This is a genomic window from Thalassotalea mangrovi (assembly GCF_005116735.1).
Lineage (GTDB): Bacteria > Pseudomonadota > Gammaproteobacteria > Enterobacterales > Alteromonadaceae > Thalassotalea_A > Thalassotalea_A mangrovi.
Genome location: NZ_SWDB01000007.1, coordinates 37,880 through 63,183, shown reverse-complemented (window position 1 = coordinate 63,183; position 25,304 = coordinate 37,880). Strand labels below are relative to the sequence as shown.

Genomic DNA, 25,304 nt, shown 5'->3' with positions numbered 1-25,304 from the left:
GTTTGACATTATTGGGAAAATCCGTATTTCCCATTAACTATAGTTCAAGAAACCAGAGCGTCATGATTATTTTTGCCACAAAATTTGCGCAAAAATTAAATCTTTGAACTAACCTTTGTATAAACCAAAAATAATCTTTGCAATGAAGGCATTAAGCTATGGCGAAAGGAACTTTGACTATAAGAAAGATAATGATAGCTGTGATCTTTTTGGGGATAATTAATGGCTGCAGTTCAAACCAATCATTACCCTCAGCAACCGTCCGTCCAGCTCAAACTGAAACTGCGGATTCCTACAACTACTTGATCGGCCCTGGTGACCAGTTGAATATCTTTGTCTGGCGAAATCCAGACGTCTCGGGCAGCTTTATTGTTCGTCCTGATGGCAAAATTACCACTTCCCTGGTGGAAGATATTATGGCCTCGGGGAAAACACCCACCCAATTAGCCCGTACGATTGAAGAGCAACTCTCGACCTATTTACGAGAGCCTATCGTCACCGTTACGGTAAACCGATTCATTGGTCCTTACAGTGAGCAAATACGAGTCATTGGCGAAGCGTCCCAGCCCCGAGCAGTCAGCTATGGGCAGAATATGACCTTACTCGACGTAATGATTGCGGTCGGAGGGCTAACGCAGTTTGCCGACGGTAACCAATCAGTACTGGTACGGGTCGAAAATGGTGAGCAAAAGCAATACCTGCTCAATATCGAAGATTTAATTAAAGATGGCGATATCAGCGCAAATGTCGATGTGTTACCGGGCGATATTATTGTTATTCCGGAAGCTTGGTTTTAATTTTCATCAATGAAGAATTCCTATCATGTACGAACAAATTGAAAGAATAAAGGAAATACTGCTGGGCGTATGGGCCAAGAAGCACTATATCCTGATAGCAACATGGATAATTTGTCCGATCGGTTGGCTGGCAGTAAGTGCCCTGCCGGATAAATATGAGGCCAGCGCCCAGGTTTATGTCGATACCCAGTCTTTGCTCAGGCCTTTGATGGAAGGGTTGATGGTTGAGACGGATCCAGATTATCAGGTCCGCCTGATGGTAAAAACCTTATTGGGACGACCAAATCTGACCAAAATTGCTCGCATGACCGATCTCGATTTACAGGCCGAAGATTCAGAAGAATTCGAAGAAATCATTGACGATTTAAAGAGCAAAATGACGATCCAACCGGTTGGCAAGGAGAATATATTCACCATTTCCTACGAAGGTGAAGACCCACAACTTGCAAAAAATATCGTGCAGGCTGCGCTCACGGTATTTATCGAGAATACCCTTGGTGAAACACGAAGCGATACCGATACCGCTCAGAAATTCCTCGACAAACAAATCCAGGATTATGAAAACAGGCTGGTTATTGCTGAGAAACGCCTGACCGAATTTAAAAAGCGTTATACCGGTATTTTGCCAAGTGATTCAGGCGGCTTTTACAGTGCCCTAAATGGCGCAAAAACACGTCTTCGTGACACCAACTTACAATTGATGGAAGCACGTAGTCGGCTTGAATCTGCGCAAGGCCAGTTATCGAAAGAGGACTTAAACAGTCAGTCCTTATCAGAAAACATCCTTGATAACGATGCTATTTCAACCACTTATGATGAACGCATTCAAACCCTTAAAACCAATTTAGATACAGCGTTGATCAGCTATACCGAAAAGCATCCAGACGTGATTGAAATCCGCCGCCGCCTTGACGAGCTGAGCCGCCTGCGTAAAGAAGAAATTGAAGCCTATTATGTCGCCTTAACTACCGAGGGCGAGGATGGTGAAAGTGTCAACCTTAGCGCTGCCAATGCCAGCCCGGTTTACCAGGAAATGCGTATTCTGGTTAACCAAATTGAAAACGAAATCGCCTCATTACAGGTTCGGGCTAACAATTACCAGGCACAAGTGGATGAACTGACTGAAAAAATCCGCACCATTCCGGATATTGAAGCCGAACTGGTTGCCTTGAACCGTGGCTATGAGATCAACAAAGGTAAGTACGAGGAACTGCTGTCCCGCAAAGAAACCGCATTGATGGCCAAACAAGCGGATGCAACCTCAGACAAGATTCAGTTTCGGGTAGTCGATCCACCTCAGGTTCCGCTCGAACCAAGTGGCCCCTATCGGATTCTGTTTTACTTAGGTGTTCTGGTTCTCGGCCTCGGAGCAGGTACTGGCGCGGCATTTATGATGACTCAGGCGAACCCTATTGTCGTTTCATCCAATCAATTATCTCGCGCATTGAATATGCCGGTTATGGGTGTGGTTACGGCGACAAGCTCCATGGGGTTACTCGATAAAGAAACACGCAAGACCCGCATGTTTATCATTTCAAATATTTTGTTATTGGTCTTACTTGCGGGATTTATCGGTTACTCGACCTCCAGTCAGGCTCCGCAAACTCAACAAACTAAGGTGTATTGATATGTCTACCATTGAACAAGCACTCGCGAAAAAGCAAGCCGATTTAGCCAGTAAAGCTAAACAAGAGGGAGTAGACGCCGATTCATCCACCGAGCAAAACATTACACAGAAAAATGTGCAATCCAGTGCAGATTCGAATGCGGATACTGGGAGCGTTGTCGAGAAAGCGGCACAGGCGCAGCCTGAACATGTCGCTGGTGAAGTCAATGAAAGCCTCTCGGTTAAAGATAATGACGTCAGCGAAATGGAGTCAATCACCGCACGTCGCGACGATGAAGACGATTCCGTATTACAGCTTGACCTGGAGATGCTGGAAAACCTGGGCTTCCTGACCTCTCAGGACAGTTCTCGTAATCATGGCATTCAGGAGGAGTTTCGGGAAATCAAACGTAACCTGTTAGGAAACGCCCTGACCTCAAAAGCCAACAATGTGAAACATCCAAACCTGGTGATGGTCTCCAGCGCACTTGCCGATGAAGGTAAAACCTTCATTGCCATTAATCTGGCGCTGAGTATTGCCGCAGAACAGGACAAAACCGTATTACTGGTCGATGCAGACATCTATAAACCCAGTGTGTTGCGGCACTGCGGTATCAAGCCACGCAAAGGGTTAATCGAATACCTGCTGGGAAATGTCAAACAACCTGGCGACATTATTTACTCGACTAATGTAGCAAAACTAAAAATCATGCCCACAGGTACCCCTCATTACCTGGCCAATGAATTGCTTGCCAGTGCCAAGATGACGGCTCTGGTAGAAGAATTGGCAAGCCGTTATCCGGATCGAATCGTTATTTTCGATTGCCCACCGATTCTCGGTTTAACGGAAACAGCGGCATTATCACAACTTATGGGGCAAGCCATAATCGCGGTAGAAGAAAATAAAACATCGATACAAAAAGTTAATCGAGCCTGTGCCATGTTAAATGAAGATTTAGCGAAAGGACTGGTGTTAAATAAAGCATTACAATCGCATAAGGAATTATATGGTAATAACAGTTACGGATACGATAATAAGACTATTCAATAAGATATCTGTACTTGCTATATGCACTGTTTTAACCTTTTCTTCCCAAGCAGAACCTTGGAATTTAACACCCCGGGTCTCTGTTGAAGAGGTCGTTACGGATAACGTTGAGCTGTCTCCCACAGACGAGACCATTAGTTTTGTTACACTTATCTCACCCGGTATAAATGCACAGTATGTGTCTGGTGGCGCGCTTGCCGACATTGACTACGAATTCATCCAGGTACTCTATAGCCATGACTTGGGCGAACGGGATAACTTTAATCAAATGGAAGCGATGGGTCGCATTGAATTGTGGCCGGAAGGCATGGCCGCGTTTGCAACTTATTCGATTGATAATGTCGCCGAAAACAGCGCCAGAAACGCGTTGGCTGACCTGGTCGCAGGCAATACGGTGCAGTTTCAGCGATTTCGTGCCGGTCTTGAATACAATGTCACGTCTAGTTCGGTCACCACATCGGCACAACTGGCCTATCTCTATGACACAGCTCAGGACGCGATTGGCGATCGTGAAGGGTATAGTGGTTTTTTCAATACGCGCAGTGGTAATGCTGCAAGAAATATATTTTGGGACGCTAGTGGGCAAATCCTCGACACGTCAAATAACCGTCGAAGTGGACAATATTGGAACGCCGATATCGTCATAGGCTGGATAACCGGGTTTAAATTAAATCCATTTGTGCGCTTTTACGATGAAGACACCGAAGGTAACCTGCTCGATACCCAGATTCAGGGCACCTCCTCTTTTGGATTCGGTATCCGCTGGCAAATTATCGACAGTCTCGATGTGGATCTTGCCTGGAACCAGGTAGATGAAGATTCCGCAAATCAACCCGATGTTGATTTTCTCGCCCCCCCTGAAGATTATATCAGTGGTGCAATCAATTGGCAGCCATCCGCCCGAACCTTGTTACGAGCAAAGTTTTTTCAACGCTTTTATGGCGATGCCTACCAGGCATCATTTCGTCACAGAATGCGCAAGCTAACCACCACGCTGGCTTATAATGAGGCCATTGAGTTATTTGACCGATACAACTTTGTCGACCAACAACTCGAAGTCTGGTGTCTTGGCTTAACACCGGGCGATTTCTCAAGTTGTATCGTTGGACCGAATGAATCATTCGATCTGACTGGCTATACCTTTGTTGGCTTTGCTTCAGACGTTGGTTTGCGCCAGTCTGAAACCTACAGCCTCAATAAAACCCTGAACTTCAGCACTTCGCTGGCGCTAAAGCGCACTACCTACCACCTTGGCATACGCAAAACCAAGCGCACCGAACTTGAGTTCGGTGATGATGATATATACGAATATTTCAATATTGGCGCATCACGCGAAGTCACCCGCAATGCCACCGTGGATGCAAGTTTTTCCTACATTAAGAACGACTTCGATCGGGATTTTGATGAGGCTGAAGCGCAAATCGATCACTACCGTATCTGGGCAGCGGAATGGAATGAAGAATTAAATTCCACATTAACATTAACCATTTACGGTCAACACTTAAACCGTAATTCAAACCGATTTTTATTAAATTACAATGAAAATCGCATTGGCATAGAACTGGTAAAAGAGTTTTGATATGTATGAGAATTTTTATGGCTTTACAGCCAAACCCTTCCAATTAAATCCAGATCCAAAGTTCTTTTTTGGTTCTGCTAAACACACGCAGGCTCTTTCCTATCTGCAATATGGCCTCGAGCAGGGAGAAGGCTTCATTGTCATTACCGGTCCAATTGGAACCGGAAAAACCATGCTTGCTCAAAGCCTTCTGCATCGCATTAAAGATTCTTCTATAGAGGCTGTGCAGATTGTTACGACTAAATTGTCGCCGGAAGACCTTCTCAGGGCTATTGCCCGAAAGTTTAAAATGCCAGTGGAAAAACGCAGCAAAGCAAGCCTGTTACAAGCCATAGAACAACATTTGCTGGCTCTCAACAGCCAGGGAAAAAGGGCATTATTACTCGTCGATGAGGCGCAAAACCTTCCTGCCGAAACCGTTGAAGAGTTACGTATGCTTTCCAACTTTCAACGTAACAATAGGCCGCTGCTACAAAGTTTCCTGCTCGGCCAGGAAGAGTTAAAACCGATAATCCAGAGCCAGGGGATGGAACAGTTTCGGCAACGTATTATCGCTTCATGCCACCTGCAACCTTTAACCACTGAGGAAATTGCCCAGTACATTAAACATCGCCTCGAGCTGGTCAGCGAGAAGCCATTACAAATATTTGCCGATGACTGTTATGAATTTATTAAGCAAAAAACATTAGGCATTCCCCGTAAAATCAATTTATTTGTCGACCGGGTCCTGCTGTATGGCTTTTTGAACAATAAGCGGTTCCTGATTCGTGAAGACCTGCAGGCCGTTAGTGAAGAATTTGCCGAAGAACTTAGCACCTCACAACCCAGTCAGTCGCAAGTACCCGTTAGTAATGAGGCTACCACCAAAATAAAGCCGTCGGGCAAAACAAAATCCACGGGGAAAAATGCGCGTCTGGTTGATAAACGTATCTTAAAGTCATTAAAAAAGATTGCCGATTATTTGCAGGAAAGTATCGATCATAAAATGTCTATCAGTCGCGATCTCGACAGACTAATCGAGCAAAAGGTAGCTCTGGCAACGGAACGCCAGCAATCGAGGGCAGAAGGCCCAAAGAAGGTCATCGACCCGGTCACCGAACAAGCGGTGATTGACTATGCTATTTCCCATCCGGATGATGGTCAGTATAAGGCCAGCGAAGCTCTGCGTCATGATGGCGTCGACATTTCTGGTTCGGCGATTCGTTCAATCTGGTTAAAACATAATCTCGAGAATTATACGAAACGGGTCAAAGCCCTGGAAGAGAAAATCAATAACGAAGAAATTGTCCTAAATGAAGACCAGATGAGCATTCTTGAACGACATACGGATGACGGTAACAAGCGAGTCGGCATGTAACCATGCCTGCGCCTAAACATTATCGAATAATTACCGGTGCCAAAGTCCTGCCCCATGCGTTTCAGTAGTGGGCCTGTAACTCACAGACCCACTCAGAATCAGGCCTCCTGAGACTTTAGCTGCATCGAATACTTTTCAACTAAGGCATACAAAGTGGGTCGAGTGACGCCGAGCAGCTCGGCAGTTCGACTCATATTACCGTCGGCCAACGCGTATGCCTTACTTACCGCCCGCGATTCAGCTCTTTCCCGAACCACCCTGAGATTCAGCTCTAATGGCGATGCGGATTCATCGAGCTCATTAAAGCCAAGGTCATCAGCTTTGACCAGGCCTCCGGTGGCAAGAATCACCGCCGATTTAATTTTATTTTGTAATTCCCTGATGTTACCGGGCCAATGATAACTTTTCATCGCATTCGCTGCGGAATCGGAAAAGCCCTGTACTTTGACATTGTAATCTTTGGCATACTGCAATAAGAAATACTGCCCCAGAATCAGCACATCATATTCCCGTTCTTTTAGCGGTGGTATCGAAAATACCATTTCGCTGATTCGATAATAGAGATCCTCACGGAAGGTTTTATCTGCCACCATTTGTTCCAGGTTTTGATTGGTCGCACAAACTACCCTGACGTCAACAGGGATTTCCGCCCGACCACCGATACGCTCAATCACCCTTTCCTGCAAAAACCGCAATAACTTAGCCTGAAGATTAAATGGCATGTCGCCGATTTCATCAAGAAAAAGAGTCCCTCCCTGAGCCATCTCGATTTTTCCTTTGGTCGTTCGATGTGCCCCGGTGAAGGCGCCTTTTTCAAAACCAAATAGCTCGCTCTCTAGCAGAGTGTCAGGAATCGAAGCACAGTTTATCGCCACAAAAGGTTTCTTTTTGCGATTGCTGAATTTATGAATGGCGGTTGCAACGACTTCTTTGCCTGTACCACTCTCACCGAGTAATAAGGTAGTAATTTCCGTCGGCGCTATCCGCTTCACCCGAATGCGAAGGTTCTCCATAACCTCACTACTGCCGATTATGCCAAAATCTACCCCGGCCAGCTCACGGATAATGCGATTCTCTTTTTCAATCGAAGAAACGTTATTTGCTCGATCAACAATGACATTAATGACATCGGCATCAAGAGGCTTTTGATAAAAATCGTAGGCGCCATTCGCGATCGCCTTTAAGGCAACCTGATGGTCATCATTACCGGTGATTACCACCACTTTGGTAAACGGCGCCAGGGCGATAATCTCTTCCAGCGTTTTCAAACCTTCACTAGCGTTCGCGGTGTCTGGCGGCAACCCTAAATCAAGTAATACCACCTTCGGTTCATGTAACCGAAGTGCATTGATCGCAGTCTGGCGATTGGTGGCGAAAATGGTTTGATAATTAGACAAGCTCCATTTCAACTGCTTCTGGATTCCTTCGTCATCATCAACAATTAATAATTTTTCCATGATTGTTATATCCGATTTCCTGATAATTGCTCAACGACATTTCAATGGTGAATGTTGTTCCTGTGCCAACTTCACTGTCGACCGACAGCACGCCACAGTTTTCTTCAAAAAACTGCCGGGCTTCGTACACACCGATGCCCATTCCTGCATTACCTTTAGTGGTCGAAAATGGGGTAAAAAGTTTCTCCCGGATAAACTCCTGGCTCATCCCGCAGCCCTTATCACTTATAGTAAGAATTAGTCTATTTTCTTGTTTTTCGCCAACGAGTTGCACCTTTTTATTGCTATCGCTGGCTTGCTGAGCATTCTCAATTAAATGCATCAATACACCAGCAAAACGCTCTTTATCGGTAAATACATACAACCCTGCCGGACACCGTAAAGACACTTGGGGCGTATGCATGTTGGCAAGTTTTACCACTTGTTCCAGTAATGACTTGACCTCGACCTGCTGATTCGGCTCTTTGATTTTCTCCATCGATTTACTGGCTAGCTGCCGCACCACTTTTTGCAGGCGCATACTGGCGGAGTTGACGGTAGCAAATACATCATTAATGAATTCCGGATTTTCCCGATGCCGTTCAGCATTCGTAGTGATCAGGCCAAGCTGTGCCTGAATATTTTTTAAATCATGTAATACAAAAGCTGACATGCGGTGAAATACAGCAAATTGCTGAGTTTGAGCCAACTGCCGTTGTGCCTCTTGCAACGACAGGTAGTTGCCCAACTGCTTGGTCAGGGCAAACAGAAAATCACGGTCCTCCCAGTTCAAAAATCCTTTCGTGGCCGGCCGCGTCATCGCGAATACACCTGTTAGTTGTTGCTGAAAATATACTGGCACCAGAACCTCAATGTTCTCATTGCGCAGGGTATGATGTTGAAGTTTCAGGTCCTGATAGGTCTGTGGTGATTTGTCATATTCGCCTAAATCAATGATCCAGCTTTGCTGCTGGAAATACCTCACCAGACCATCCAGCTCCTGCATTGAAGCAGTGCCCGGCTTTAACTGCCCATGGTTCATCACAGCCAAACGATTGATATTATTTAACTGCAGATAGATACAGCCATCGAGTTGTAACACTTCGGCAAGGGCGGCGCAGGCATTCTCATAAATATCATCACCGGCTCCTCGTTCGATGGCCGAGATTAAATTAAGCCACTCGAGTCGGTAGTCATAGCGGTTGGCAAAGAAATGTTTGGAAATAAATACCCGAATTCGATTACGGAAATTCTGAGTCAGTAAAATGGCGAACAACACCAGCAAGCCAAGGCACATAAATGCAATGCTGAGCATTTCGCTCCATTGCCCTTCAAGAAAGCGAATAATGTAACCAGCAAAGGCTAGCAGCAACAGATAACCGCCGCTCAATACCAGAATCGAGCTGTAAAACACGATATCCCGGGAAACAAATAAGTCCGAAGACCAGTTCTTTATGCGTTTAGAGCTTAGCAAAATAAACGGCATCATTGCTGCGCTCAGGTAGCCACGCAGGTACCAGAAATTAAAGTCCAGCTGGTTGATCAATGCCCCTTGAGCATACATCACAAAATCAAACACTAAGATGCTGCCGATACCGAAAACGAATGGCCATACTGCCCAGCGGGCGCGATTCTGAGCATTACGAAACACCTGTTCGAGCAGTACCAGTGGCCACAAACTCAGCGCCATAAAACCGATAAATAACCAGACAAAACTTTGCCTGTATACCAGGCTAAATGCGGCAGCAGTGATCAGCGCCACAACCGCCAGCAGATAGTTCCGAGTTTCCCGTTGAGAAAATAAATGCCGTAAAGATTCAGAGCGAAGTTTAATTCCCAGTACCAATAAACTGAGCATTAGATTTTTGAGCGCCTCTAAGCCGAAAACATAAAGCAGGCTGAAGCCCTGGTAAAGCTGCCAACAGCTAACCAAAGAGGCCAGACAAAAAGTGATACCGAGCAATCTGGTCAGGGTGCCCGCGAGGGACTGCTGCCGGGAAGCCAGCAGCAACAGAAAAAATATTAAATAGATTAGGCTACTGAATCCATAGCCTATCAGGCCTAACAATTCCATGTACGTTTAAGCTTATTATTATCAACATTTCAATTAACTTTAATACTAGTTGATAACTCACAGATTGCCCGCTAAATCCCTGGCAATCGACGGTTAACTGCAATCTTCAGAGCAAATGTACATTTTTAAACCAATCGGCCACTTTGACGAGGACAAAAGTTGACACCGGTAAATGTCTGTATAGAATGACATGGCTTTTGTTGCTATCATCCTTCAGACAAAAGTCTTTTAAGCATCCACTCGTAGCTCAGCTGGATAGAGCGCACCCCTCCGGAGGGTGAGGCCGCAGGTTCGACTCCTGCCGAGTGGGCCATCCATCACAATCTTTTTGTCGATCATTTCCCTGTTCTTATAAATGTTTTATGATGTGTTTTTATTCATAAAATTAAGCTGTTATGGGACACTCTACCCCCGACCACAAATGGCAACAATGCCAGCTTGTACTGGCTGGAAACCTGGTCGCCAAGCCAGACATTCGCTACCGCGCCAATCCGGCGATTCCTGTCTGTGAATTTGTCATTGCCACCCATCATCGTTGGTTTGATAAATCCTCCAACAGCTTCAAAGACTGGACCACCTACCTGACCTGCTTTGCTCAGGGCGACATGCTGGAGCGCGAGTTTATTCACGCCGATAAAGGCCAGTTAGTGATGTTAACCGGCAAGCTCAGCGGTGATGGTAATAAGCATCTGGTCTGGGTTAACGATATCTCAGTGTTAGGCAAGGGTCTGGCGCAAAGCATTAATCAATTGCATATGCAGGCAACGCTGGTTTCTGAAGTGAAGCTCATGCAAACTCAGAACAATGTCGCCATGGCCGAATTTACCATTCAATGCCGGCAATCTGGCATGCCGGCTAAATACGCCAGTGTACAACGCCTGGTGCATGTATTTGGAAAATCGGCCCAATACCTTGCTGATAAAGCCCAAACGGGTCAGCAACTCCTGCTTGAAGGACACCTTGCCCAACAAAATGAGCAAAAACAATTACAGCTCATCGATACCAGGCGCGTTATAATCTGCCCAGAATAACAATTCAGAAGATTGAACATCGTGTCTCGTTTTAAGCTATTGATACGCGTAAGTGCGCTAATGTGCCTGATGGGCATTTCTTTGCCGAGCCAGGGTAATTATGGAACCGTTCGGGTTGCCAGTATCGTTAATGTATACGATGGCGATACGTTCCGTGCCAACATAGCACACTGGCCGGATATTATTGGTAATAATACGCCGGTGCGAATCAACTCAGTCGATACACCGGAGATTCGGGGCAAATGTGTCGCGGAAAAACAACTGGCAATAAAAGCCCGCGATTTTACCCGGCAGCAATTATCAACAGCTAACGTCATTGAATTAAGAAATATTGAACGAGGCAAATATTTTCGTTTAATTGCCGACGTCTACCTCGATGGTGAAAGTCTCGCGCAGCAGTTAATCAATAGCGGTTTGGCTCGCCCTTATCGTGGTGAAAAAAGGCAATCCTGGTGTTCAGGCAATTCTTAACCCGGATAAACATAGAACATTGTTGGCACTCACACCGGCTTACCATAACCCTGGTGTTGGGCTTCCTGTTGCTTGGCATTATCATCACTGCAGCAATCCACTTTTCCGGCCTGAGTCAGTATTTCAACCTCCAGACCCTGAATGAATTTGCGCACCGGTTTGAGCAAAACTTAACTTTATATTTCCTGGTTTTTATGACACTTGGCACGGCCATCGGCTTGCCCAGGCAAATCTGCGCCTTTAGTGGTGGCTACCTATTCGGTAGTGGCATGGGAATTTTGCTAGCGAGTACCGCTGCCATTACTGGTTGTCTGCTTACGGTATTAGTGGCCCGCTATGGGCTACATTACCTGATGCTTCCCCGCTTTCAGCCTCAGGTCAGCAAAATTCATGATTTATTAAAACATCGTACGTTCAGCAAAACCCTGATGGTTCGTTTTATCCCTGCCGGTAACAACTTTCTCTTTAACTTGTGTGCCGGGGTTGCAAGGGTGCCATTGAGACCCTACCTGGCAGGCTCTTATCTGGGTTTTTTGCCACAAATGAGCATATTCGCGTTAATGGGGAGCGGCATCAAAGTGCAGTCAAGCACCCAAATATCCGTGAGTGTTTTGCTCGCTGTGATATCAGTGATAATCGCCTGGTCATTGAGAAAGCGCTAGAATTGTGAGGGTGGGTTGAAAAAGGCGAGGTATATCCCTTACACCCATGCATCAGACCATCCTGTGATGCAGGGTACTTACATCCCTGTAAGCAACCCTCCCCTTCCCCCATCCATGGTGCGGGAGGAGATATAAAGGGATTTATGGAATGTCGAGATATCATGGATGGCAATATCTCGACGAAGCACGTCCATGTACAAAAAAAGGCATCCGAAGATGCCTTTATCAATCACAAACCCAGTGTCAGTGACTAGTCCATCTGACTCAGGTAAATCACGATATTTTTGTAATCGTTAAGGAAGTCGGCTTTATCCAGCTCACTGGCATTTACCCGATACTTGCCATTAACAACCACGGTTGGTACGCCAGTTAAGGCACGCTTAGCAACCAAATCATCCTGATTTTTCTTTTGCTTTTTCGCCTGCGAGTTTACTGCGAAGCTTTTGAACATTTTATCAAACTGCTCACCGTCGACACCGTTCATCACAAAAATCTTACGAATATCGTCAGGCGAAGTAATCGGGCGGCGCTGTACCTGAATCTCATTAAAGATCGCACCAATTAATCGTTCTTTTTGTGGTAACTGCTCGGCAACTACTAACGCCTTAGTGATATCAAATTGCACTTCGGGGCTAGCCGCACGTAAAAAATCCACATGGTTTTTCTCAAACGTCACACCTTCTGGCAGGGAACGGGCCAGATCCTGCATAAATGGCTCAAAACGCAAACAGTGTGGGCAATAGAAAGAGAAATACTCACGTACTTCCGGCGTAGCTGATGCTGTCTCACTCACTATGGTGTAGTGCTTACCTTCCACATATTTAGCTGCCTGACTGCTAAATGCCGCTAATGCGGTAACCAAAAACAAAGACATTAACTTCTTCATGTATTTATATTCCTTTCGTTCTTTGAATATGAGTTATTTATACCATTATGGCATTAAACTCAAGGGTGGCTCCTGTAACGCGGCCACTTGTTCTTTTAATGCAAGTATCTGTTGTTCCCAGTATTTCTCGGTATCAAACCAGGGAAAATTACGGGGAAATGCCGGGTCCTGCCAACGTCGGGCAAGCCAGGCCATGTAATGCACGACCCTCATGGTTCTGAGCGATTCTATCAGTGACAGTTCGCTATTATCAAATGAAAAGAACTCTTCGTAGCCGGATAAAAGTGTATCTAATTGTACAAGCTGCTGCGAACGGTCACCGCTTAACATCATCCAGAGATCCTGAATAGCAGGTCCGGTGCGACAATCATCGAGATCGACAAAATGCGGGCCATCATCGGTCCACAGGATATTGCCGGCATGACAATCACCATGTAGCCTGATTTGCGTCTGCGGTAAATACCGGGCTGCGGCTAAATCAATGGCTTGTTCTAACACGGTAAAGAATGGCGTTTGCAGGCTTAATGGTACCATCTGGCAATCCATCAACACCTGGCGGGCATCTAACAAACTTTCCTGAATTGAGATAGTGGGTCGATATTGAAAGCTTTGTTGTGAAGACACAGCATGAATTCGGCCAACAAAACGTCCCATCCATTCCAGCTGCTCAAGGTTATCGACTTCAAATATGCGACCTCCGCGACAGGGAAATACTGCAAAGAGGAAGCCCTGATGATGGAAAATAGAGTGACCGTCACGTTTTAGCGGTGCAACAATAGGTAATTCATGCTCCTGCAGCTGAAATGCAAAATCGTGTTCTTCCTGTATTTGCGAGAGTTGCCAGCGTCCGGGGCGATAAAATTTACAGACAAATTTATGCCGCTCCATATCATGGAACTGGTATACCCGGTTTTCGTAGCTATTCAGAGCCAGCAAGCCGCTGTCTACCATAAACCCCGCATCCTCCAGGCCATCAATAATGGTTTCTGGTGCCAGCGACGAAAAATTAAAATCAGAATTATATTGTTGCATTAGGGGCGCCGGTTAAAAAATTTGCTGGAATGTTTGATGATCACGTTATTGTCTCTCGGCTCTACTTGTTGCACCACAAACGAAATATCAGTCATGTATTCGTTCAGCTCAACCGGGTCGACGGCAACGCTAATGGTGATGGTTTCCAATTGCGCCGCTTTTACTTTCACGCGCTTTTTACCCTGCCACTGGGGATTTTCAAGCCCCTCCACTGAGATTTTATAGACACTATCGATTTGTGATTTATTTAACACCTTGAGGGTATATACGTTTTCAATTAACCCTTCATTAGTTTCCCGTGATAACGCATTGCGATCACGAATGATATCTAACTGTAACGGCACCCGGGTTGCCAAATCCGCTACAAAGAAACCAGTCATGACCAGTAAAATCAAGGCGTACATATAGAGTTTCGGGCGTAATATATGGACTTTTTTACCCGTTAACTCGTGTTCCGTCGTATAACGAATCAAGCCTTTCTGGTAGCCCATCTTATCCATCACTCCATCGCAGGCATCCGCACAGGCACCGCAGTTGATGCACTCATACTGCAAGCCATTTCGAATGTCTATTCCGGTCGGACACACCTGCACACACAGGTTACAATCGATACAATCACCCAGACCGACATCTGCAGGATTAACTTTGCGCGAGCGTGGGCCTCGGGTCTCACCACGACCACTGTCATAGGCGACTGTTAGCGTATCCTTATCAAACATTGCCGATTGAAATCGTGCGTATGGACACATGTGCAGGCACATGACTTCCCGCATCCAGCCAGCGTTTCCATAGGTAGCAAAAGCAAAAAAGATAATACTGGCGGTCGCCATGATGCCGGCATTAGTAGTAAAAAAGTCAGGAACTAATTGCCTGATCGGAGTGAAGTAGCCAACGAACGTTATCGCCGTAAACAGCGCAAACAAAATCCAGCAGCTGTGCTTTGCCGCCTTACGCCAGAACTTGTCGACTGACATCGGCTGCTGATCGAGCTTTTTGCGCTGGTTGGCGGTTCCTTCAAACCGCTCTTCAAACCAGATAAAAATAAAGGTCCAGACGGTTTGCGGGCACATATAACCACACCAGACACGACCGAGGAAGGTAGTAACAAAGAACAGCAGGTAGGCACCGATAATAAAAATCCAGGCCAACAAGGTGAGATCCTGAGGCCACAGCGTCAACCCCCAGATATTAAAACGTTGCTCACCAATATCCAGCAACAGAGCTTGTTGGCCATTATATTGCAACCAGGGCAAGGCGGCGAATAACGCCAGAAAAAAGAAGTTCATTTTTTGGCGCAAGCGTTGAAAGTAACCACTCACTTTGCGAACATAGATTTGATCCCGGGGACTATATTGTTCGGCCTCAACATGACGCGGGCGATGAACTTTAATTTCCTTCACCGGAATGGTTTTTACTGGCTTTGCAGCGGACTTGTTTTCTTCCATTTGACGACAAACTCACCCAGGGCTAATGTCACATTTTTGTTAAATTATACCTGAATAGACCATACAAACTATGATTTAACACAAGTTTTATGGTTTTTTCCCCAGGAAATTGGTTATTATGGGCGAACTAATCTTGTTCGGGTTCTGTTATGAAAAAAATAATTATATTGATCGTTGCAGCCGCGGTTTACCTTCACTTTTATCCATCCCCGCAGCTTAATGCGTGGTGGGAAAGCCAGAAAGCCTGGATGGATGGTCATGTCAATGAGTTTGCCGACACCCGTGCCCGGGTCAGTCCTTCAAAGTTGCTCACCGTAATGTCTCCACATTTAAAGAAATACTCGAAGAGTGAGCGCAGTTATGTCGAAGAGCTTGCCACGTCAAGGGAGAATATTCGCGATTACTACAATGAGTTTTGTAGTGGCGGTAATTACAATCGTCGCCTGAATCGCGAACTGCAACAGCAACTTTGCAGCACCATCGACCAACATCGATTGCTATAATTTTTGCCCGTCAGTTGTGCGACTGATGATAAATCACATGGCGGCCATGACGGGCAAAACCAACCAGGTTGATATTACCCTGCTGTGCCAGTCGCACCGCCATATGGGTCGCTGCCGAAACACAAACCAGGGTTTTGATTTTAGCAAGCAGGCATTTTTGTACCATTTCAAAGCTGGCACGGCTTGATGTAATCACAAATGCGTCTGCAATATTTATCTGTTCGCTCAGCGTAAAACCGATGAGTTTGTCCAGTGCATTGTGGCGGCCAACATCTTCGCTCACATGAAGTAATTCGCCAGATGCTGTAAATAGCCCACAACCGTGAACGCTGCCGCATTGTTGGTTCAGTACCTGCGCCTGACTAAACCTATCAAGGCTATGCTCGATTAACGCAAATGGTGGCAATTTCCCCGATGTCAGTGGCGGTCGTTCAATGGTGACCATATCCAACGATTCTTTACCGCATAAACCACAACCACTAGCGCCCGTTAACGTTCGGCGATGCTGCTTGAGGCGGTTAAATTGGCGAGAATTCAGTTCAACATGCAATTCCAATCCATTATTCCGGGCGACCACCTCAATACCAAAAATGTCGCTGGCCCTGTCAATGATCCCTTCCGTTAATGAAAACCCCAGCGCAAAATGTTCCAGTGCCACCGGTGTTAACATCATCACTGCATGAGTTAAACCATTATACACCACCGCTACCGGTAGCTCCTCCACCAGATTATCAACAACCCGCCGCGCCGAGCCTTCCGGGGCGGATTTATAATCACGCACACTGATTGATTGTTTGATAATCGCTGGTTTCATGCCTGTGTCATTTCTATCGGTATTTGAATGATTCGTATGCGTTAACTGCCCGCTGATAACTGTTCAATCACGGTAGCAAAATCATCCGCGCTTTGTTGTTGTTGCGCATGTTGATAATCATCGATCACCCACTGACCAGCAACCATCACATCCCGCACGGCATTGCTGGCACAGGCAAAAATGAAGCTATCCATACGATAATCACTGCCGCCGGCGTACAAGCGTAACTTTTCAGCATCAAGAACCAATAAGTCTGCCTGACGACCAATGGCGATTACGCCGGTATTGCTCGAGGTCGATAATGCACCTCCTTTGGCGCTATGTTGCCATAAGTTACGACCGACGGAAGGCGTGGTGGAATTTGCCAGAACGGCGCGCTGTTGCTTTTGCAAACGCTGTGCGTATTCGAGCAGCCTAAGTTCTTCTGTGGCAGATACACTAATATGACTATCAGAGCCAATCGCTAATTGTCCGCCCACATCTAAAAATTCTTCGGTAGGGAAAATTCCATCGCCAAGATTTGCTTCGGTGGTGGGACAAATACCGGCAATAGCACCAGCGTCAGCGATTCCTTGTAATTCACGGTGATTAATGTGAGTGGCATGAATCAGGCACCAGTGCTGATCCACGTCCATGTTATCCAACAGCCACTGCACCGGACGTTTTTGATAATGTTGCAGGCAATCATTCACTTCCTGCATTTGCTCGGCAATATGGATATGTACCGGCGCGTTAGCATCTAGGTCTTTCAGATGTTGCACCGCCGCCTGTAATGACGGTAAATCTACGGCTCGTAAAGAATGCGGAGCAATACCAACATTGGCATTGGTTAATGATTTGGCATAGTCAAAACATTCACTGACCAGTTGATTAAACTGGGCAATCGAATTAATGAAGCGGCGTTGACCATGAGTCGGCTCTGCCGGCCCAAAGCCGCTGAACCGATAAAGCACTGGTAACATGGTCATGCCAATGCCTGCATCGCTGGCAGCGTCAAACACCGATCGTGCCATCGTGCTTAACTGAGGGTATGGATTGCCTTGTGGGTCATGGTGCAGATAATGGAATTCCGCCACCCGCGTATAACCAGCTTTTAGCATTTCAATATACAACTGCCTGGCAATAATTTTCGCTTGTTCTGGCGAGATATGATCAACAAATTTGTACATAATCTTGCGCCAGGTCCAGAAGCTGTCCTTACTCTCACTGCCCTGCTCAGAAAAACCAGCAAAACCTCGTTGAAAAGCATGGGAGTGGCAATTCACCATGCCTGGGATCACCGGCCCATTGGCTATTACTGCATCCGCGGGCCTGTCGTCAGTAATATCGGTGATCACGCCATTTTCAATGACCAGGGTTTTATTCTTATGCCAGCCAGAATCGAGCAGTATGTCGGCGGCAAATAGATATTGGCGAGACGTGGACTGGTTCATCATTACGCCCTCCCGTTCGATGCAAGGTTTTCTGACTTTTGGCTCACATAATCAATCAATGAGACCACCAAATGTTGCAGCTGCGGCATCACCTGAGCCGCCTTTTCCGGGTTATATTGGCTAACCTGAAGCGGGTCCTGTCCTGATGTTACTGACGATTCCCCGGGTAGCACCTCGTCCATATAGGTACGCTGGGATAGTTCCAATTGCAACGTCTCTATATATTGCTCAAGATTGGCATAAGCGCGGGTTATATAGCCACCTTTGAATCGACCATCGATTACCTGTGAATACGGCGCGAAGCTAAGTTGTTCCAATAATTGGTGCAATGCCTGGCTACAACTTTGTCCCTGGTTGGTGCCAAAATTAAAATCCGGTAGCTGACCTTCGAAAAATCTAGGTACCTGTGAACAAATCGAATGGGCTTCCAGCAGCAGCGCGCAGCCATGATGCTCCCTGATGACATCCAGGGTATCGATAACGGCCTGGTGGTAAGGCTGCCAGTATGTTGTCACCCGATGCTGAATTTCCTGCTCATCTGGTGCAAGCCCTACTTTGTACAGGGGTTGTCGCTGAAAGTTACTGGTCGGACACAATTCGGTGCTATCAGCGCCCGGATATAGATTCTCACCGTCAGGGGAGCGATTTAAATCAATCACGTAGCGGCTGTACTTAGGAACGATGATATAAGCGCCTAACTCCCGGGCAAATGCATACAGGCGATCCAGGTACCAATCCGTGTCCGCCACACTAAGGCCTGCATCAGTCATGGTATTACGAATCCCCTCCGGAATATCCACACCATTGTGCGGCATTGATATCAGTAGTGGGACAGAACCTTTGTGTAATTGAAAAATAGCGTCTTTCATAGAATGTCATCAATATCAGCGGTGAACGTTATTCGGGGCTGCTGTAAATCTTTAAGATTAAGGAACCAACATCGGCCAGCAAAGTTTAACAGGCCCTAACTCGTTAAGTTGTATATACAATTAGCGGTAATTTAGCATTTTTAAGCGTCAGCGAAAAGCCGTTCAGCGCTGACAAATTAATAACCATCAATAAAAATCTGCCGATTACGCTTTTTTACGCTTTTTTACGCTTTCGGTTTTGCATTTTCGTCGGTCCTTTGCTTTAATTACATCTTTCGAACCGAAACTTAAAATAACGCATTCGAAACTTATGTCGAAACGTAATACTCAACAGCGCCGTCACATTATTTTAAATCATTTGGCTGAACAGGGCGAAGTTACTGTCGATCAGTTGGCTTTGCAATTTGATACGTCAGAGGTAACGATCAGAAAAGACCTGGCTGCCCTAGAAAATAGCGGCTTGTTGTTGCGGCGTTATGGTGGCGCTGTGCCACTGCCCCAGGAAATTATCCAGGCAGAGAATAACGAAAAAGTTTCGAACCGAAAGTTATCAATTGCCCGCGAAGCGGCACGCCATGTAAAAGATCATAACCGCATTATCATTGACAGCGGCCGCACCACCGCCGCCATTGTCCCCGAGCTTAACCAAAAACGTGGCCTGGTGGTAATGACCAACTCCCTGTCCATCGCCAATCAGGTCCATGAACTGGAAAATGAGCCAACATTATTGATGACCGGAGGTACCTGGGATGCGAGATCGGAATCATTTCAGGGGCAAGTCGCCGAGCTGGTTTTGCGCTCATATGATTTTGATCAATTGTTTATCGGCGCCGACGGCATTGATCTCGAACGCGGTACCACCACCTTTAACGAGCTAATTGGCCTGAGCCAGGTCATGGCAGATGTTGCCCGGGAAGTGATTGTCGTGGTCGAATCAGAAAAAATCGGGCGTAAGATTCCCAACCTGGAATTGCCCTGGAGTGCAGTAGATACCCTGATCACTGACTCCGAATTAAGTATCGAATTACAGCAGCTGATTGGCGCGCACCAGGTCAAGGTCATCTGTGCGCAGCCTATTAAGTAGCAAATAAAATAATCAATTTTTAAACAGGAAACGTATTATGTGTGGAATTGTTGGCGCAGTAGCGCAGCGTGATGTCGCTGATATCCTAGTCGAAGGTCTTCGTCGCCTGGAATATCGCGGCTATGATTCAGCCGGTGTGGCAATTATCAATAATGACAAAGAGTTACAGCGAGTACGCCGCTTAGGCAAGGTGCAGGAACTAGCCGACGCTGTGCAAAGTAATCCCCTGAATGGCGGCACCGGCATCGCACATACGCGCTGGGCAACCCATGGTGTTCCGAGTGAAGAAAACGCTCACCCACACGTAAGTAGCGACAACATTGCCGTTGTCCATAATGGCATTATTGAAAACCATCAGGAGCTGAAAAACCTGCTGATCGAGCAAGGTTATGCCTTTACCTCACAAACCGATACCGAAGTTATTGCGCATTTGGTCGATCACTTGTTAAAAACCGAAAAAACCTTACTGGCAGCGGTTCAGGCTGCCTGTAAACAATTTATCGGTGCTTATGGCACGGTGATCATGGATCGTCGCGATCCGGAACGCGTTGTCGTTGCCCGCTCAGGCAGTCCACTGGTTATTGGCTATGGCCTGGGGGAAAATTTCTTAGCTTCCGACATGATGGCCCTGTTGCCGGTAACCCGCAAATTTGCGTTTTTAGAAGAAGGTGATGTTGCGGAAATTACCCGTTTTGAAGTAAACATCTTCGATAAAGATGGTAAAGCCGTTGAACGTGAAGCAACTGAAGCTCAGGTTAGTCATGACGCAGGTGACAAAGGTGAATACCGCCACTACATGCTTAAAGAAATTTACGAGCAACCAACTGCAATTCGCAACACTCTGGAAAATCGTATCCTTGGCAATGACATTAATACCGAAGCCTTCGGCGGCGCTGATGTTAATGCCGACGAAATTTTGAAAAATATCGAGCACGTGCAAATCATTGCCTGTGGCACCAGTTATCATTCAGGCATGGTGGCTCGCTATTGGTTGGAACAATATGCGGGTGTCTCCTGTAATGTTGAGATTGCCAGCGAATTCCGCTATCGCAAATCCTTCGTGCCGAATAATGCCTTGCTGGTAACCATCTCACAATCGGGCGAAACTGCCGATACCTTAGCGGCACTGCGTTTAGGTAAAGAGCTCGGCTATGCCGCCAGTTTAACCATCTGTAACGTCCCTGGTTCATCGCTGGTTCGAGAATCAGATATGGCGTTTATGACCAAGGCCGGCGCTGAAATCGGTGTTGCCTCGACTAAGGCCTTCACCACCCAGTTAGTTGGCCTGATGATGATGACTATCGCCATCGGTAAAAACAAAGGCATGGGCGCAGATGTACAACAAGAATTGTTGCAGGCATTGATGAGTCTTCCAGCGAAAATTGATGAAGTCCTGGCGCTTGCCAAAGACATCGAAGCCCTGGCTGAAGATTTTGCCGACAAGCACCATTCATTGTTTTTGGGACGTGGCGATCAATACCCTATCGCTATGGAAGGTGCGTTAAAGCTGAAAGAAATTTCTTATATTCACGCTGAAGCTTACGCCGCCGGTGAATTAAAGCACGGTCCTTTGGCCCTGATCGATGCCGACATGCCTGTAATTGTCGTTGCGCCGAAAAATGATTTGATTGAGAAATTAAAATCCAACGTTGAAGAAGTACGCGCCCGTGGCGGCCTGATGTATGTATTTGCTGATAAAGACGCCAACTTTGCCAGTGATGACACCATGAAGGTAATTCCGGTGCCGCATTGTGAAGAAGCGATTGCACCAATTGTTTACACCTTACCACTGCAACTGCTGTCCTACTACGTGGCCATCATCAAAGGAACCGACGTTGACCAGCCTCGCAACCTGGCAAAATCAGTTACAGTTGAGTAATAAGCTCCATTTTTTAAGTATGCGGCTCAGCCGGGTCGCATACTTACCCTTCATTCAGAATTACCGCCCTGCAGCCTGCTGATATAAGGTCGGTGCCTGACCGGTCCATTGTTTAAAACTGCGGCTAAATGCTGAAAAGTCGGCGTAGCCCAGGTTTAATGCCAGGGTCTGCATCGGCATGTTTTTCATCTCCAGAATCGATAGCGCCATTTCTTTACGGGTTTGTTCCAGTAGCCGTCGATACGACGTCGATTGTTGCGCCAATAAACGTTCCAGTTTTTTCGGATGTATGCCTAAACTCAAGGCCACACTCTGTTTGCTGCAGTCGCCGGTTGGTAATAATACATTGATGGCATGTCGCACCAGTTTTGAATAATCCAGTTGTCCTGCCTGAAGGTGGTTGAATTGTTTTTCGATGATGTTATCGAGTAAATGCCTGGGCTGATATGGCGGTTCAGTCAAAGCAGATTGGGCGAACCAAAGGCTATCGCGATTGCTCCCTGTTTCCACCTCACAGCCAAAAATCGAAAATAATTGCTTTTGCTGTGAATCACTCAGACGTTGGCGCAGGCAGATTTTTTCGGCCTGCCAGCGATTACCGGCCATTTCGCCAATAATGCCATTCAGGAGTCCAAGGCTCATCTGCACCAATTGCGGAAACTGGTGGCGCTCGTTCGAGCAAATATCCAAAGACAGCTCACAGAGCCCTGAGTCGCGCAGGGTTAACTGCAAATTGGCGCCCTGGGCATGTAAATCCGCATATTTTCGTGCGCACTTCAATGCCGCTCCAACACTGTCCTGCTGTACCAGGTAGGCGCCAACCAGGCCAATCGACGATAACCCCTGGGCACGCCCTAACAGAGCCCCAAAATAGGGCAACTGCAGAGCGTCGCTGGTTTGCTCCAGCAAAAGTCCCAACGTCGAGTAAGGGATCAACAAATCAGGCTCGGCGATCTGCGCGGGAAGCAAATCAACCTGCTCTAACAACTGAAAAGGCGAGCCGCCACATTGCTCGACTAACTGAGTGTAGCCATCCAGAGACCCGACTCGCACATAATACTGCATATTTTCAATCCATCCTCGGTGGATTACCGGAGAAAGTGTCGCATTATGCCATAGCACTGTCGCAAATTGTCAAGATAATCGGCATAACTGCAACTAGAATGTTAGGACAGTGCTTGGAAAATCACCGTTACAACGGGTGATGCCGGAGTTAAGCGACATAGCGCTCAGGGCGCTGACTTAACGGCATCTATCAACAGACTCCAGCGGTAACAGGAGAAATCAGTATGAGTTCCATGAAATCCATCGTAATGCAGGACGGCAAAGTCCAGTTAACTAATATCGACATTCCGCAACCTGGACCGGGTCAGGTTCTGGTAAAAAGCCTGGCTTGTGGGATCTGTGGCTCTGACCTTCATATCACCCGCCATGGTTCAGAAGTGTTCGGAATTTTTCAAAAGATGGGACTGCTACCTGAAACCATGGAAGCCAGTCCAAAAGTACTGTTAGGCCATGAATTTTGCGCGGAAGTCGTAAGCTTCGGTGCAGATACGAGTAGTAAGTTCAACCCTGGCGATCGGGTCACCTGCGTACCCATTTTATTGAGCAAAGAAGGCGCCGGGGTCGGCGTCACGCCAGGCATCCATGGTGCGTATTCGGAGTATTTTATTGTCGACGAAGCCCTGTTGTTAGCGGTGCCAGATAACCTGCCTTCGGCCGCAGCAGCGGTTACCGAACCGTTAGCGGTTGGTTTACATGCAGCGAATCGCGCCGCCATGCAAGCGGACGAGGTCGCTCTGATCGCCGGTTGCGGGCCAATTGGCCTGGCGACGATTGCCGCCCTGAAACTGCAAGGCGTAAAAACCATCATCGCCTCAGATCCTCAGCAAAGTAAACGTGATATGGCGAAAGAATACGGGGCAACCCATTGCGTTGATCCGACCGCAGAAGATGAAGTCAAATTCGCCTCCGAGCAGGCTGCGGGAAAACGCGTGGTTATTATCGAATGCGCCGGTATCCATCAGTTGATAAACAGCTTTATTCTGCGCGCACCAGCACACGCATCGCTAATTATCACCGGTATTCATACCGCCGATACCAAAGTCAATTTCGGCTATGCCACCGTGAAAGAAATGGATATTAAGTTTTCCTATTATTACACCCCTGAAGAGTTCGCCGAATCGCTACAAAACATTGCCGACGGCAAAATTGACTGGCAGAAAATGTGCACCGGCAAAGTTGGCATCGATGGTGTAAGCGCCGCGTTCGATACCCTGATGCAACCCAATGATCACGTCAAAGTTATCATCGAGCCCTGGCGCAATGGTGCTCTGGAAAGCCTGTAACCTAGGTGCGGATATAGGTGCAGGTTGTGTGAAGTATTAGTGAAAAAGATAACAAGAATAGCACTGCAGAATGCAGAACTGATGAATGAACTCGAACTGAAAGCATAATGCTCGCTTTGTGGTGACCACCAGCATCGCCTCTGGCGACATGCTGGGCTCCGCACGTCTCATCGAGGCGTCGGAGCGCGGCTCCACATCCAGCAAGCCGGATATCAGTGACACATTGTCAGTAAGATGACAAAAATCCTGCCAATAACACGGGCTTAGATTTCATCTTCTGATATCAACCTGGCGGCTGAACAAGGCTGCATAACCGATTAACAAGAAAACAATAAGCATGGCCGGCTAAAACTCCAATATCTGTGCGGAGCAAGCCAAGGCCGGCAAACCACAAAAGTTTATAGCAAGAGGAAAAACAGATGGCACTACCGGAAATGATCAATCATATGGAGCACCTGCTTTGCGTGCATACCAATGAAGAGAAGTTAATTAAAGACGTGCTGCCAGGCGTCCACTTATATCCACTGGTCCTGGATGTGGAAAATGGCTTGTGGGTATTGCGCGTGCAATTCGAACCTGGCGTTACCCTGCCAACCCACTTCCACACGGGCATCGTACATCTGTACACCATGAGTGGTTGCTGGCATTACGTTGAATATCCGGATGATAAACAAGTGGCTGGTAGCTACTTATTTGAACCAGGCGGCTCTATTCACACCTTCCACACACCAGAAACCAATGAAGGGCTAACCGATACCTTTATGGTGGTTCACGGCGCCAACATCAATTTCGATGCCGATGGTAATTTCGTTAACATCATGGATGCAGGTTGGATTGAGCAGGTCATGCTAGCTGCGGCTAAAGAACAAGGCATCGAACCGCATTATATTAAGCCAAAATCCAGCTACGATTTTTCTGACCGATAATCGATAACTTTCCAGTTTGGGTAA

At 46.8% G+C, this 25,304-nt stretch carries 22 protein-coding genes and 1 tRNA gene; 14 read left to right on the top strand and 9 right to left on the bottom strand.

The window, feature by feature from the left end; translation table 11 throughout:
• The first annotated feature begins 191 nt into the window (after positions 1 to 191).
• The 5 genes from E8M12_RS03460 to E8M12_RS16445 are packed head-to-tail and all read left to right on the top strand — an operon-like array spanning position 192 to position 6,387.
• Positions 192 to 797, top strand: a complete 606-nt coding sequence (locus E8M12_RS03460; protein WP_438363448.1) for an XrtA/PEP-CTERM system exopolysaccharide export protein — start codon at positions 192 to 194, stop codon at positions 795 to 797.
• Between the two features lie 25 nt (positions 798 to 822).
• Complete coding sequence (locus E8M12_RS03455; RefSeq protein ID WP_136734688.1) at positions 823 to 2,424, top strand: XrtA system polysaccharide chain length determinant; 1,602 nt, start codon at positions 823 to 825, stop codon at positions 2,422 to 2,424.
• Between the two features lies 1 nt (position 2,425).
• Positions 2,426 to 3,454, top strand: coding sequence for an XrtA-associated tyrosine autokinase (locus E8M12_RS03450; protein ID WP_246033998.1), 1,029 nt, complete (start codon positions 2,426 to 2,428; stop codon positions 3,452 to 3,454).
• A complete protein-coding gene (locus tag E8M12_RS03445; RefSeq protein WP_136734687.1) occupies positions 3,411 to 5,030 on the top strand; it encodes a TIGR03016 family PEP-CTERM system-associated outer membrane protein in 1,620 nt (539 codons plus the stop codon). The genes E8M12_RS03450 and E8M12_RS03445 overlap by 44 nt, the downstream gene beginning before the upstream one ends.
• Position 5,031: 1 nt before the next feature.
• Entirely contained in the window at positions 5,032 to 6,387 is a 1,356-nt protein-coding gene (locus E8M12_RS16445; RefSeq protein ID WP_136734686.1) for an XrtA/PEP-CTERM system-associated ATPase, read from the top strand.
• A gap of 98 nt (positions 6,388 to 6,485) precedes the next feature.
• Here the strand turns inward: E8M12_RS16445 and prsR are convergent, their stop codons facing one another.
• Positions 6,486 to 7,844: a PEP-CTERM-box response regulator transcription factor gene (gene prsR, locus E8M12_RS03435; protein ID WP_136734685.1), complete on the bottom strand. Its 1,359-nt coding sequence runs from the start codon at positions 7,842 to 7,844 to the stop codon at positions 6,486 to 6,488.
• The gene (prsK, locus tag E8M12_RS03430; RefSeq protein WP_136734684.1) at positions 7,822 to 9,897 is read right to left on the bottom strand and encodes an XrtA/PEP-CTERM system histidine kinase PrsK; all 2,076 of its coding nucleotides are present in this window, start codon (positions 9,895 to 9,897) and stop codon (positions 7,822 to 7,824) included. The genes prsR and prsK overlap by 23 nt, the downstream gene beginning before the upstream one ends.
• Positions 9,898 to 10,133: 236 nt before the next feature.
• Between prsK and E8M12_RS03425 the strand changes: the two genes are divergently transcribed.
• The 4 genes from E8M12_RS03425 (at position 10,134) to E8M12_RS03410 (ending at position 12,061) form a co-directional block, all read left to right on the top strand.
• Positions 10,134 to 10,210 (top strand) — tRNA-Arg (locus tag E8M12_RS03425).
• A gap of 82 nt (positions 10,211 to 10,292) precedes the next feature.
• Complete coding sequence (locus E8M12_RS03420) at positions 10,293 to 10,928, top strand: single-stranded DNA-binding protein (protein ID WP_136734683.1); 636 nt, start codon at positions 10,293 to 10,295, stop codon at positions 10,926 to 10,928.
• Positions 10,929 to 10,949: 21 nt separating this feature from the next.
• On the top strand, positions 10,950 to 11,399 hold the full coding sequence (locus tag E8M12_RS03415) for a thermonuclease family protein (protein ID WP_246033997.1): 450 nt from the start codon (positions 10,950 to 10,952) through the stop codon (positions 11,397 to 11,399).
• Positions 11,381 to 12,061 (top strand): TVP38/TMEM64 family protein, encoded by a 681-nt coding sequence (locus tag E8M12_RS03410; RefSeq protein ID WP_136734682.1) that lies wholly within the window; start codon positions 11,381 to 11,383, stop codon positions 12,059 to 12,061. Before E8M12_RS03415 ends, E8M12_RS03410 begins: the two co-directional genes overlap by 19 nt.
• A 250-nt stretch (positions 12,062 to 12,311) precedes the next feature.
• Here the strand turns inward: E8M12_RS03410 and E8M12_RS03405 are convergent, their stop codons facing one another.
• From E8M12_RS03405 to ccoG, 3 genes are read right to left on the bottom strand one after another with little or no spacing between them, the layout of a single operon-like run.
• A complete protein-coding gene (locus E8M12_RS03405; protein ID WP_136734681.1) occupies positions 12,312 to 12,947 on the bottom strand; it encodes a thiol:disulfide interchange protein DsbA/DsbL in 636 nt (211 codons plus the stop codon).
• A gap of 45 nt (positions 12,948 to 12,992) precedes the next feature.
• Positions 12,993 to 13,979: a serine/threonine protein kinase gene (locus tag E8M12_RS03400; RefSeq protein WP_136734680.1), complete on the bottom strand. Its 987-nt coding sequence runs from the start codon at positions 13,977 to 13,979 to the stop codon at positions 12,993 to 12,995.
• Positions 13,979 to 15,424, bottom strand: a complete 1,446-nt coding sequence (ccoG, locus tag E8M12_RS03395) for a cytochrome c oxidase accessory protein CcoG (protein ID WP_136734679.1) — start codon at positions 15,422 to 15,424, stop codon at positions 13,979 to 13,981. Before ccoG ends, E8M12_RS03400 begins: the two co-directional genes overlap by 1 nt.
• Positions 15,425 to 15,573: 149 nt before the next feature.
• Between ccoG and E8M12_RS03390 the strand changes: the two genes are divergently transcribed.
• Complete coding sequence (locus tag E8M12_RS03390; protein WP_136734678.1) at positions 15,574 to 15,927, top strand: hypothetical protein; 354 nt, start codon at positions 15,574 to 15,576, stop codon at positions 15,925 to 15,927.
• Between the two features lie 10 nt (positions 15,928 to 15,937).
• On the opposite strand, the gene fdhD is transcribed toward E8M12_RS03390, so the two are convergent.
• From fdhD to hutG, 3 genes are read right to left on the bottom strand one after another with little or no spacing between them, the layout of a single operon-like run.
• Entirely contained in the window at positions 15,938 to 16,741 is an 804-nt protein-coding gene (gene fdhD / locus E8M12_RS03385; RefSeq protein WP_136734677.1) for a formate dehydrogenase accessory sulfurtransferase FdhD, read from the bottom strand.
• A 41-nt stretch (positions 16,742 to 16,782) separates the two neighbouring features.
• Entirely contained in the window at positions 16,783 to 18,177 is a 1,395-nt protein-coding gene (locus tag E8M12_RS03380) for a formimidoylglutamate deiminase (protein ID WP_246033996.1), read from the bottom strand.
• The gene (gene hutG / locus E8M12_RS03375) at positions 18,177 to 19,043 is read right to left on the bottom strand and encodes an N-formylglutamate deformylase (RefSeq protein ID WP_136734676.1); all 867 of its coding nucleotides are present in this window, start codon (positions 19,041 to 19,043) and stop codon (positions 18,177 to 18,179) included. Before hutG ends, E8M12_RS03380 begins: the two co-directional genes overlap by 1 nt.
• Positions 19,044 to 19,353: 310 nt before the next feature.
• Here hutG and E8M12_RS03370 point away from each other — a divergent pair, with 310 nt between their 5' ends.
• Positions 19,354 to 20,127: a DeoR/GlpR family DNA-binding transcription regulator gene (locus E8M12_RS03370; RefSeq protein WP_136734675.1), complete on the top strand. Its 774-nt coding sequence runs from the start codon at positions 19,354 to 19,356 to the stop codon at positions 20,125 to 20,127.
• A 37-nt stretch (positions 20,128 to 20,164) separates the two neighbouring features.
• The gene (gene glmS, locus E8M12_RS03365; RefSeq protein WP_136734674.1) at positions 20,165 to 22,006 is read left to right on the top strand and encodes a glutamine--fructose-6-phosphate transaminase (isomerizing); all 1,842 of its coding nucleotides are present in this window, start codon (positions 20,165 to 20,167) and stop codon (positions 22,004 to 22,006) included.
• A gap of 60 nt (positions 22,007 to 22,066) precedes the next feature.
• Here the strand turns inward: glmS and E8M12_RS03360 are convergent, their stop codons facing one another.
• On the bottom strand, positions 22,067 to 23,071 hold the full coding sequence (locus E8M12_RS03360; RefSeq protein ID WP_136734673.1) for an AraC family transcriptional regulator: 1,005 nt from the start codon (positions 23,069 to 23,071) through the stop codon (positions 22,067 to 22,069).
• Between the two features lie 224 nt (positions 23,072 to 23,295).
• Here E8M12_RS03360 and E8M12_RS03355 point away from each other — a divergent pair, with 224 nt between their 5' ends.
• On the top strand, positions 23,296 to 24,354 hold the full coding sequence (locus E8M12_RS03355; protein ID WP_136734672.1) for a zinc-binding dehydrogenase: 1,059 nt from the start codon (positions 23,296 to 23,298) through the stop codon (positions 24,352 to 24,354).
• 419 nt (positions 24,355 to 24,773) lie between these two features.
• Complete coding sequence (locus E8M12_RS03350) at positions 24,774 to 25,280, top strand: 2,4'-dihydroxyacetophenone dioxygenase family protein (RefSeq protein WP_136734671.1); 507 nt, start codon at positions 24,774 to 24,776, stop codon at positions 25,278 to 25,280.
• Positions 25,281 to 25,304 lie beyond the last annotated feature (24 nt).

What these genes read in the sequence shown, in the direction of transcription:
- prsR (WP_136734685.1), bottom strand. Translation starts at nt 7,844, where the DNA reads ATGGAAAAATTATTAATTGTTGATGATGACGAAGGAATCCAGAAGCAG.
- E8M12_RS16445 (WP_136734686.1), top strand. Translation starts at nt 5,032, where the DNA reads ATGTATGAGAATTTTTATGGCTTTACAGCCAAACCCTTCCAATTAAAT.
- E8M12_RS03370 (WP_136734675.1), top strand. Translation starts at nt 19,354, where the DNA reads ATGTCGAAACGTAATACTCAACAGCGCCGTCACATTATTTTAAATCAT.
- E8M12_RS03450 (WP_246033998.1), top strand. Translation starts at nt 2,426, where the DNA reads ATGTCTACCATTGAACAAGCACTCGCGAAAAAGCAAGCCGATTTAGCC.
- E8M12_RS03460 (WP_438363448.1), top strand. Translation starts at nt 192, where the DNA reads ATGATAGCTGTGATCTTTTTGGGGATAATTAATGGCTGCAGTTCAAAC.
- E8M12_RS03350 (WP_136734671.1), top strand. Translation starts at nt 24,774, where the DNA reads ATGGCACTACCGGAAATGATCAATCATATGGAGCACCTGCTTTGCGTG.
- E8M12_RS03400 (WP_136734680.1), bottom strand. Translation starts at nt 13,979, where the DNA reads ATGCAACAATATAATTCTGATTTTAATTTTTCGTCGCTGGCACCAGAA.
- E8M12_RS03455 (WP_136734688.1), top strand. Translation starts at nt 823, where the DNA reads ATGTACGAACAAATTGAAAGAATAAAGGAAATACTGCTGGGCGTATGG.
- E8M12_RS03405 (WP_136734681.1), bottom strand. Translation starts at nt 12,947, where the DNA reads ATGAAGAAGTTAATGTCTTTGTTTTTGGTTACCGCATTAGCGGCATTT.
- E8M12_RS03390 (WP_136734678.1), top strand. Translation starts at nt 15,574, where the DNA reads ATGAAAAAAATAATTATATTGATCGTTGCAGCCGCGGTTTACCTTCAC.
- E8M12_RS03380 (WP_246033996.1), bottom strand. Translation starts at nt 18,177, where the DNA reads ATGATGAACCAGTCCACGTCTCGCCAATATCTATTTGCCGCCGACATA.
- prsK (WP_136734684.1), bottom strand. Translation starts at nt 9,897, where the DNA reads ATGGAATTGTTAGGCCTGATAGGCTATGGATTCAGTAGCCTAATCTAT.
- fdhD (WP_136734677.1), bottom strand. Translation starts at nt 16,741, where the DNA reads ATGAAACCAGCGATTATCAAACAATCAATCAGTGTGCGTGATTATAAA.
- E8M12_RS03445 (WP_136734687.1), top strand. Translation starts at nt 3,411, where the DNA reads ATGGTAATAACAGTTACGGATACGATAATAAGACTATTCAATAAGATA.
- E8M12_RS03360 (WP_136734673.1), bottom strand. Translation starts at nt 23,071, where the DNA reads ATGCAGTATTATGTGCGAGTCGGGTCTCTGGATGGCTACACTCAGTTA.
- ccoG (WP_136734679.1), bottom strand. Translation starts at nt 15,424, where the DNA reads ATGGAAGAAAACAAGTCCGCTGCAAAGCCAGTAAAAACCATTCCGGTG.
- glmS (WP_136734674.1), top strand. Translation starts at nt 20,165, where the DNA reads ATGTGTGGAATTGTTGGCGCAGTAGCGCAGCGTGATGTCGCTGATATC.
- E8M12_RS03355 (WP_136734672.1), top strand. Translation starts at nt 23,296, where the DNA reads ATGAGTTCCATGAAATCCATCGTAATGCAGGACGGCAAAGTCCAGTTA.
- E8M12_RS03420 (WP_136734683.1), top strand. Translation starts at nt 10,293, where the DNA reads ATGGGACACTCTACCCCCGACCACAAATGGCAACAATGCCAGCTTGTA.
- hutG (WP_136734676.1), bottom strand. Translation starts at nt 19,043, where the DNA reads ATGAAAGACGCTATTTTTCAATTACACAAAGGTTCTGTCCCACTACTG.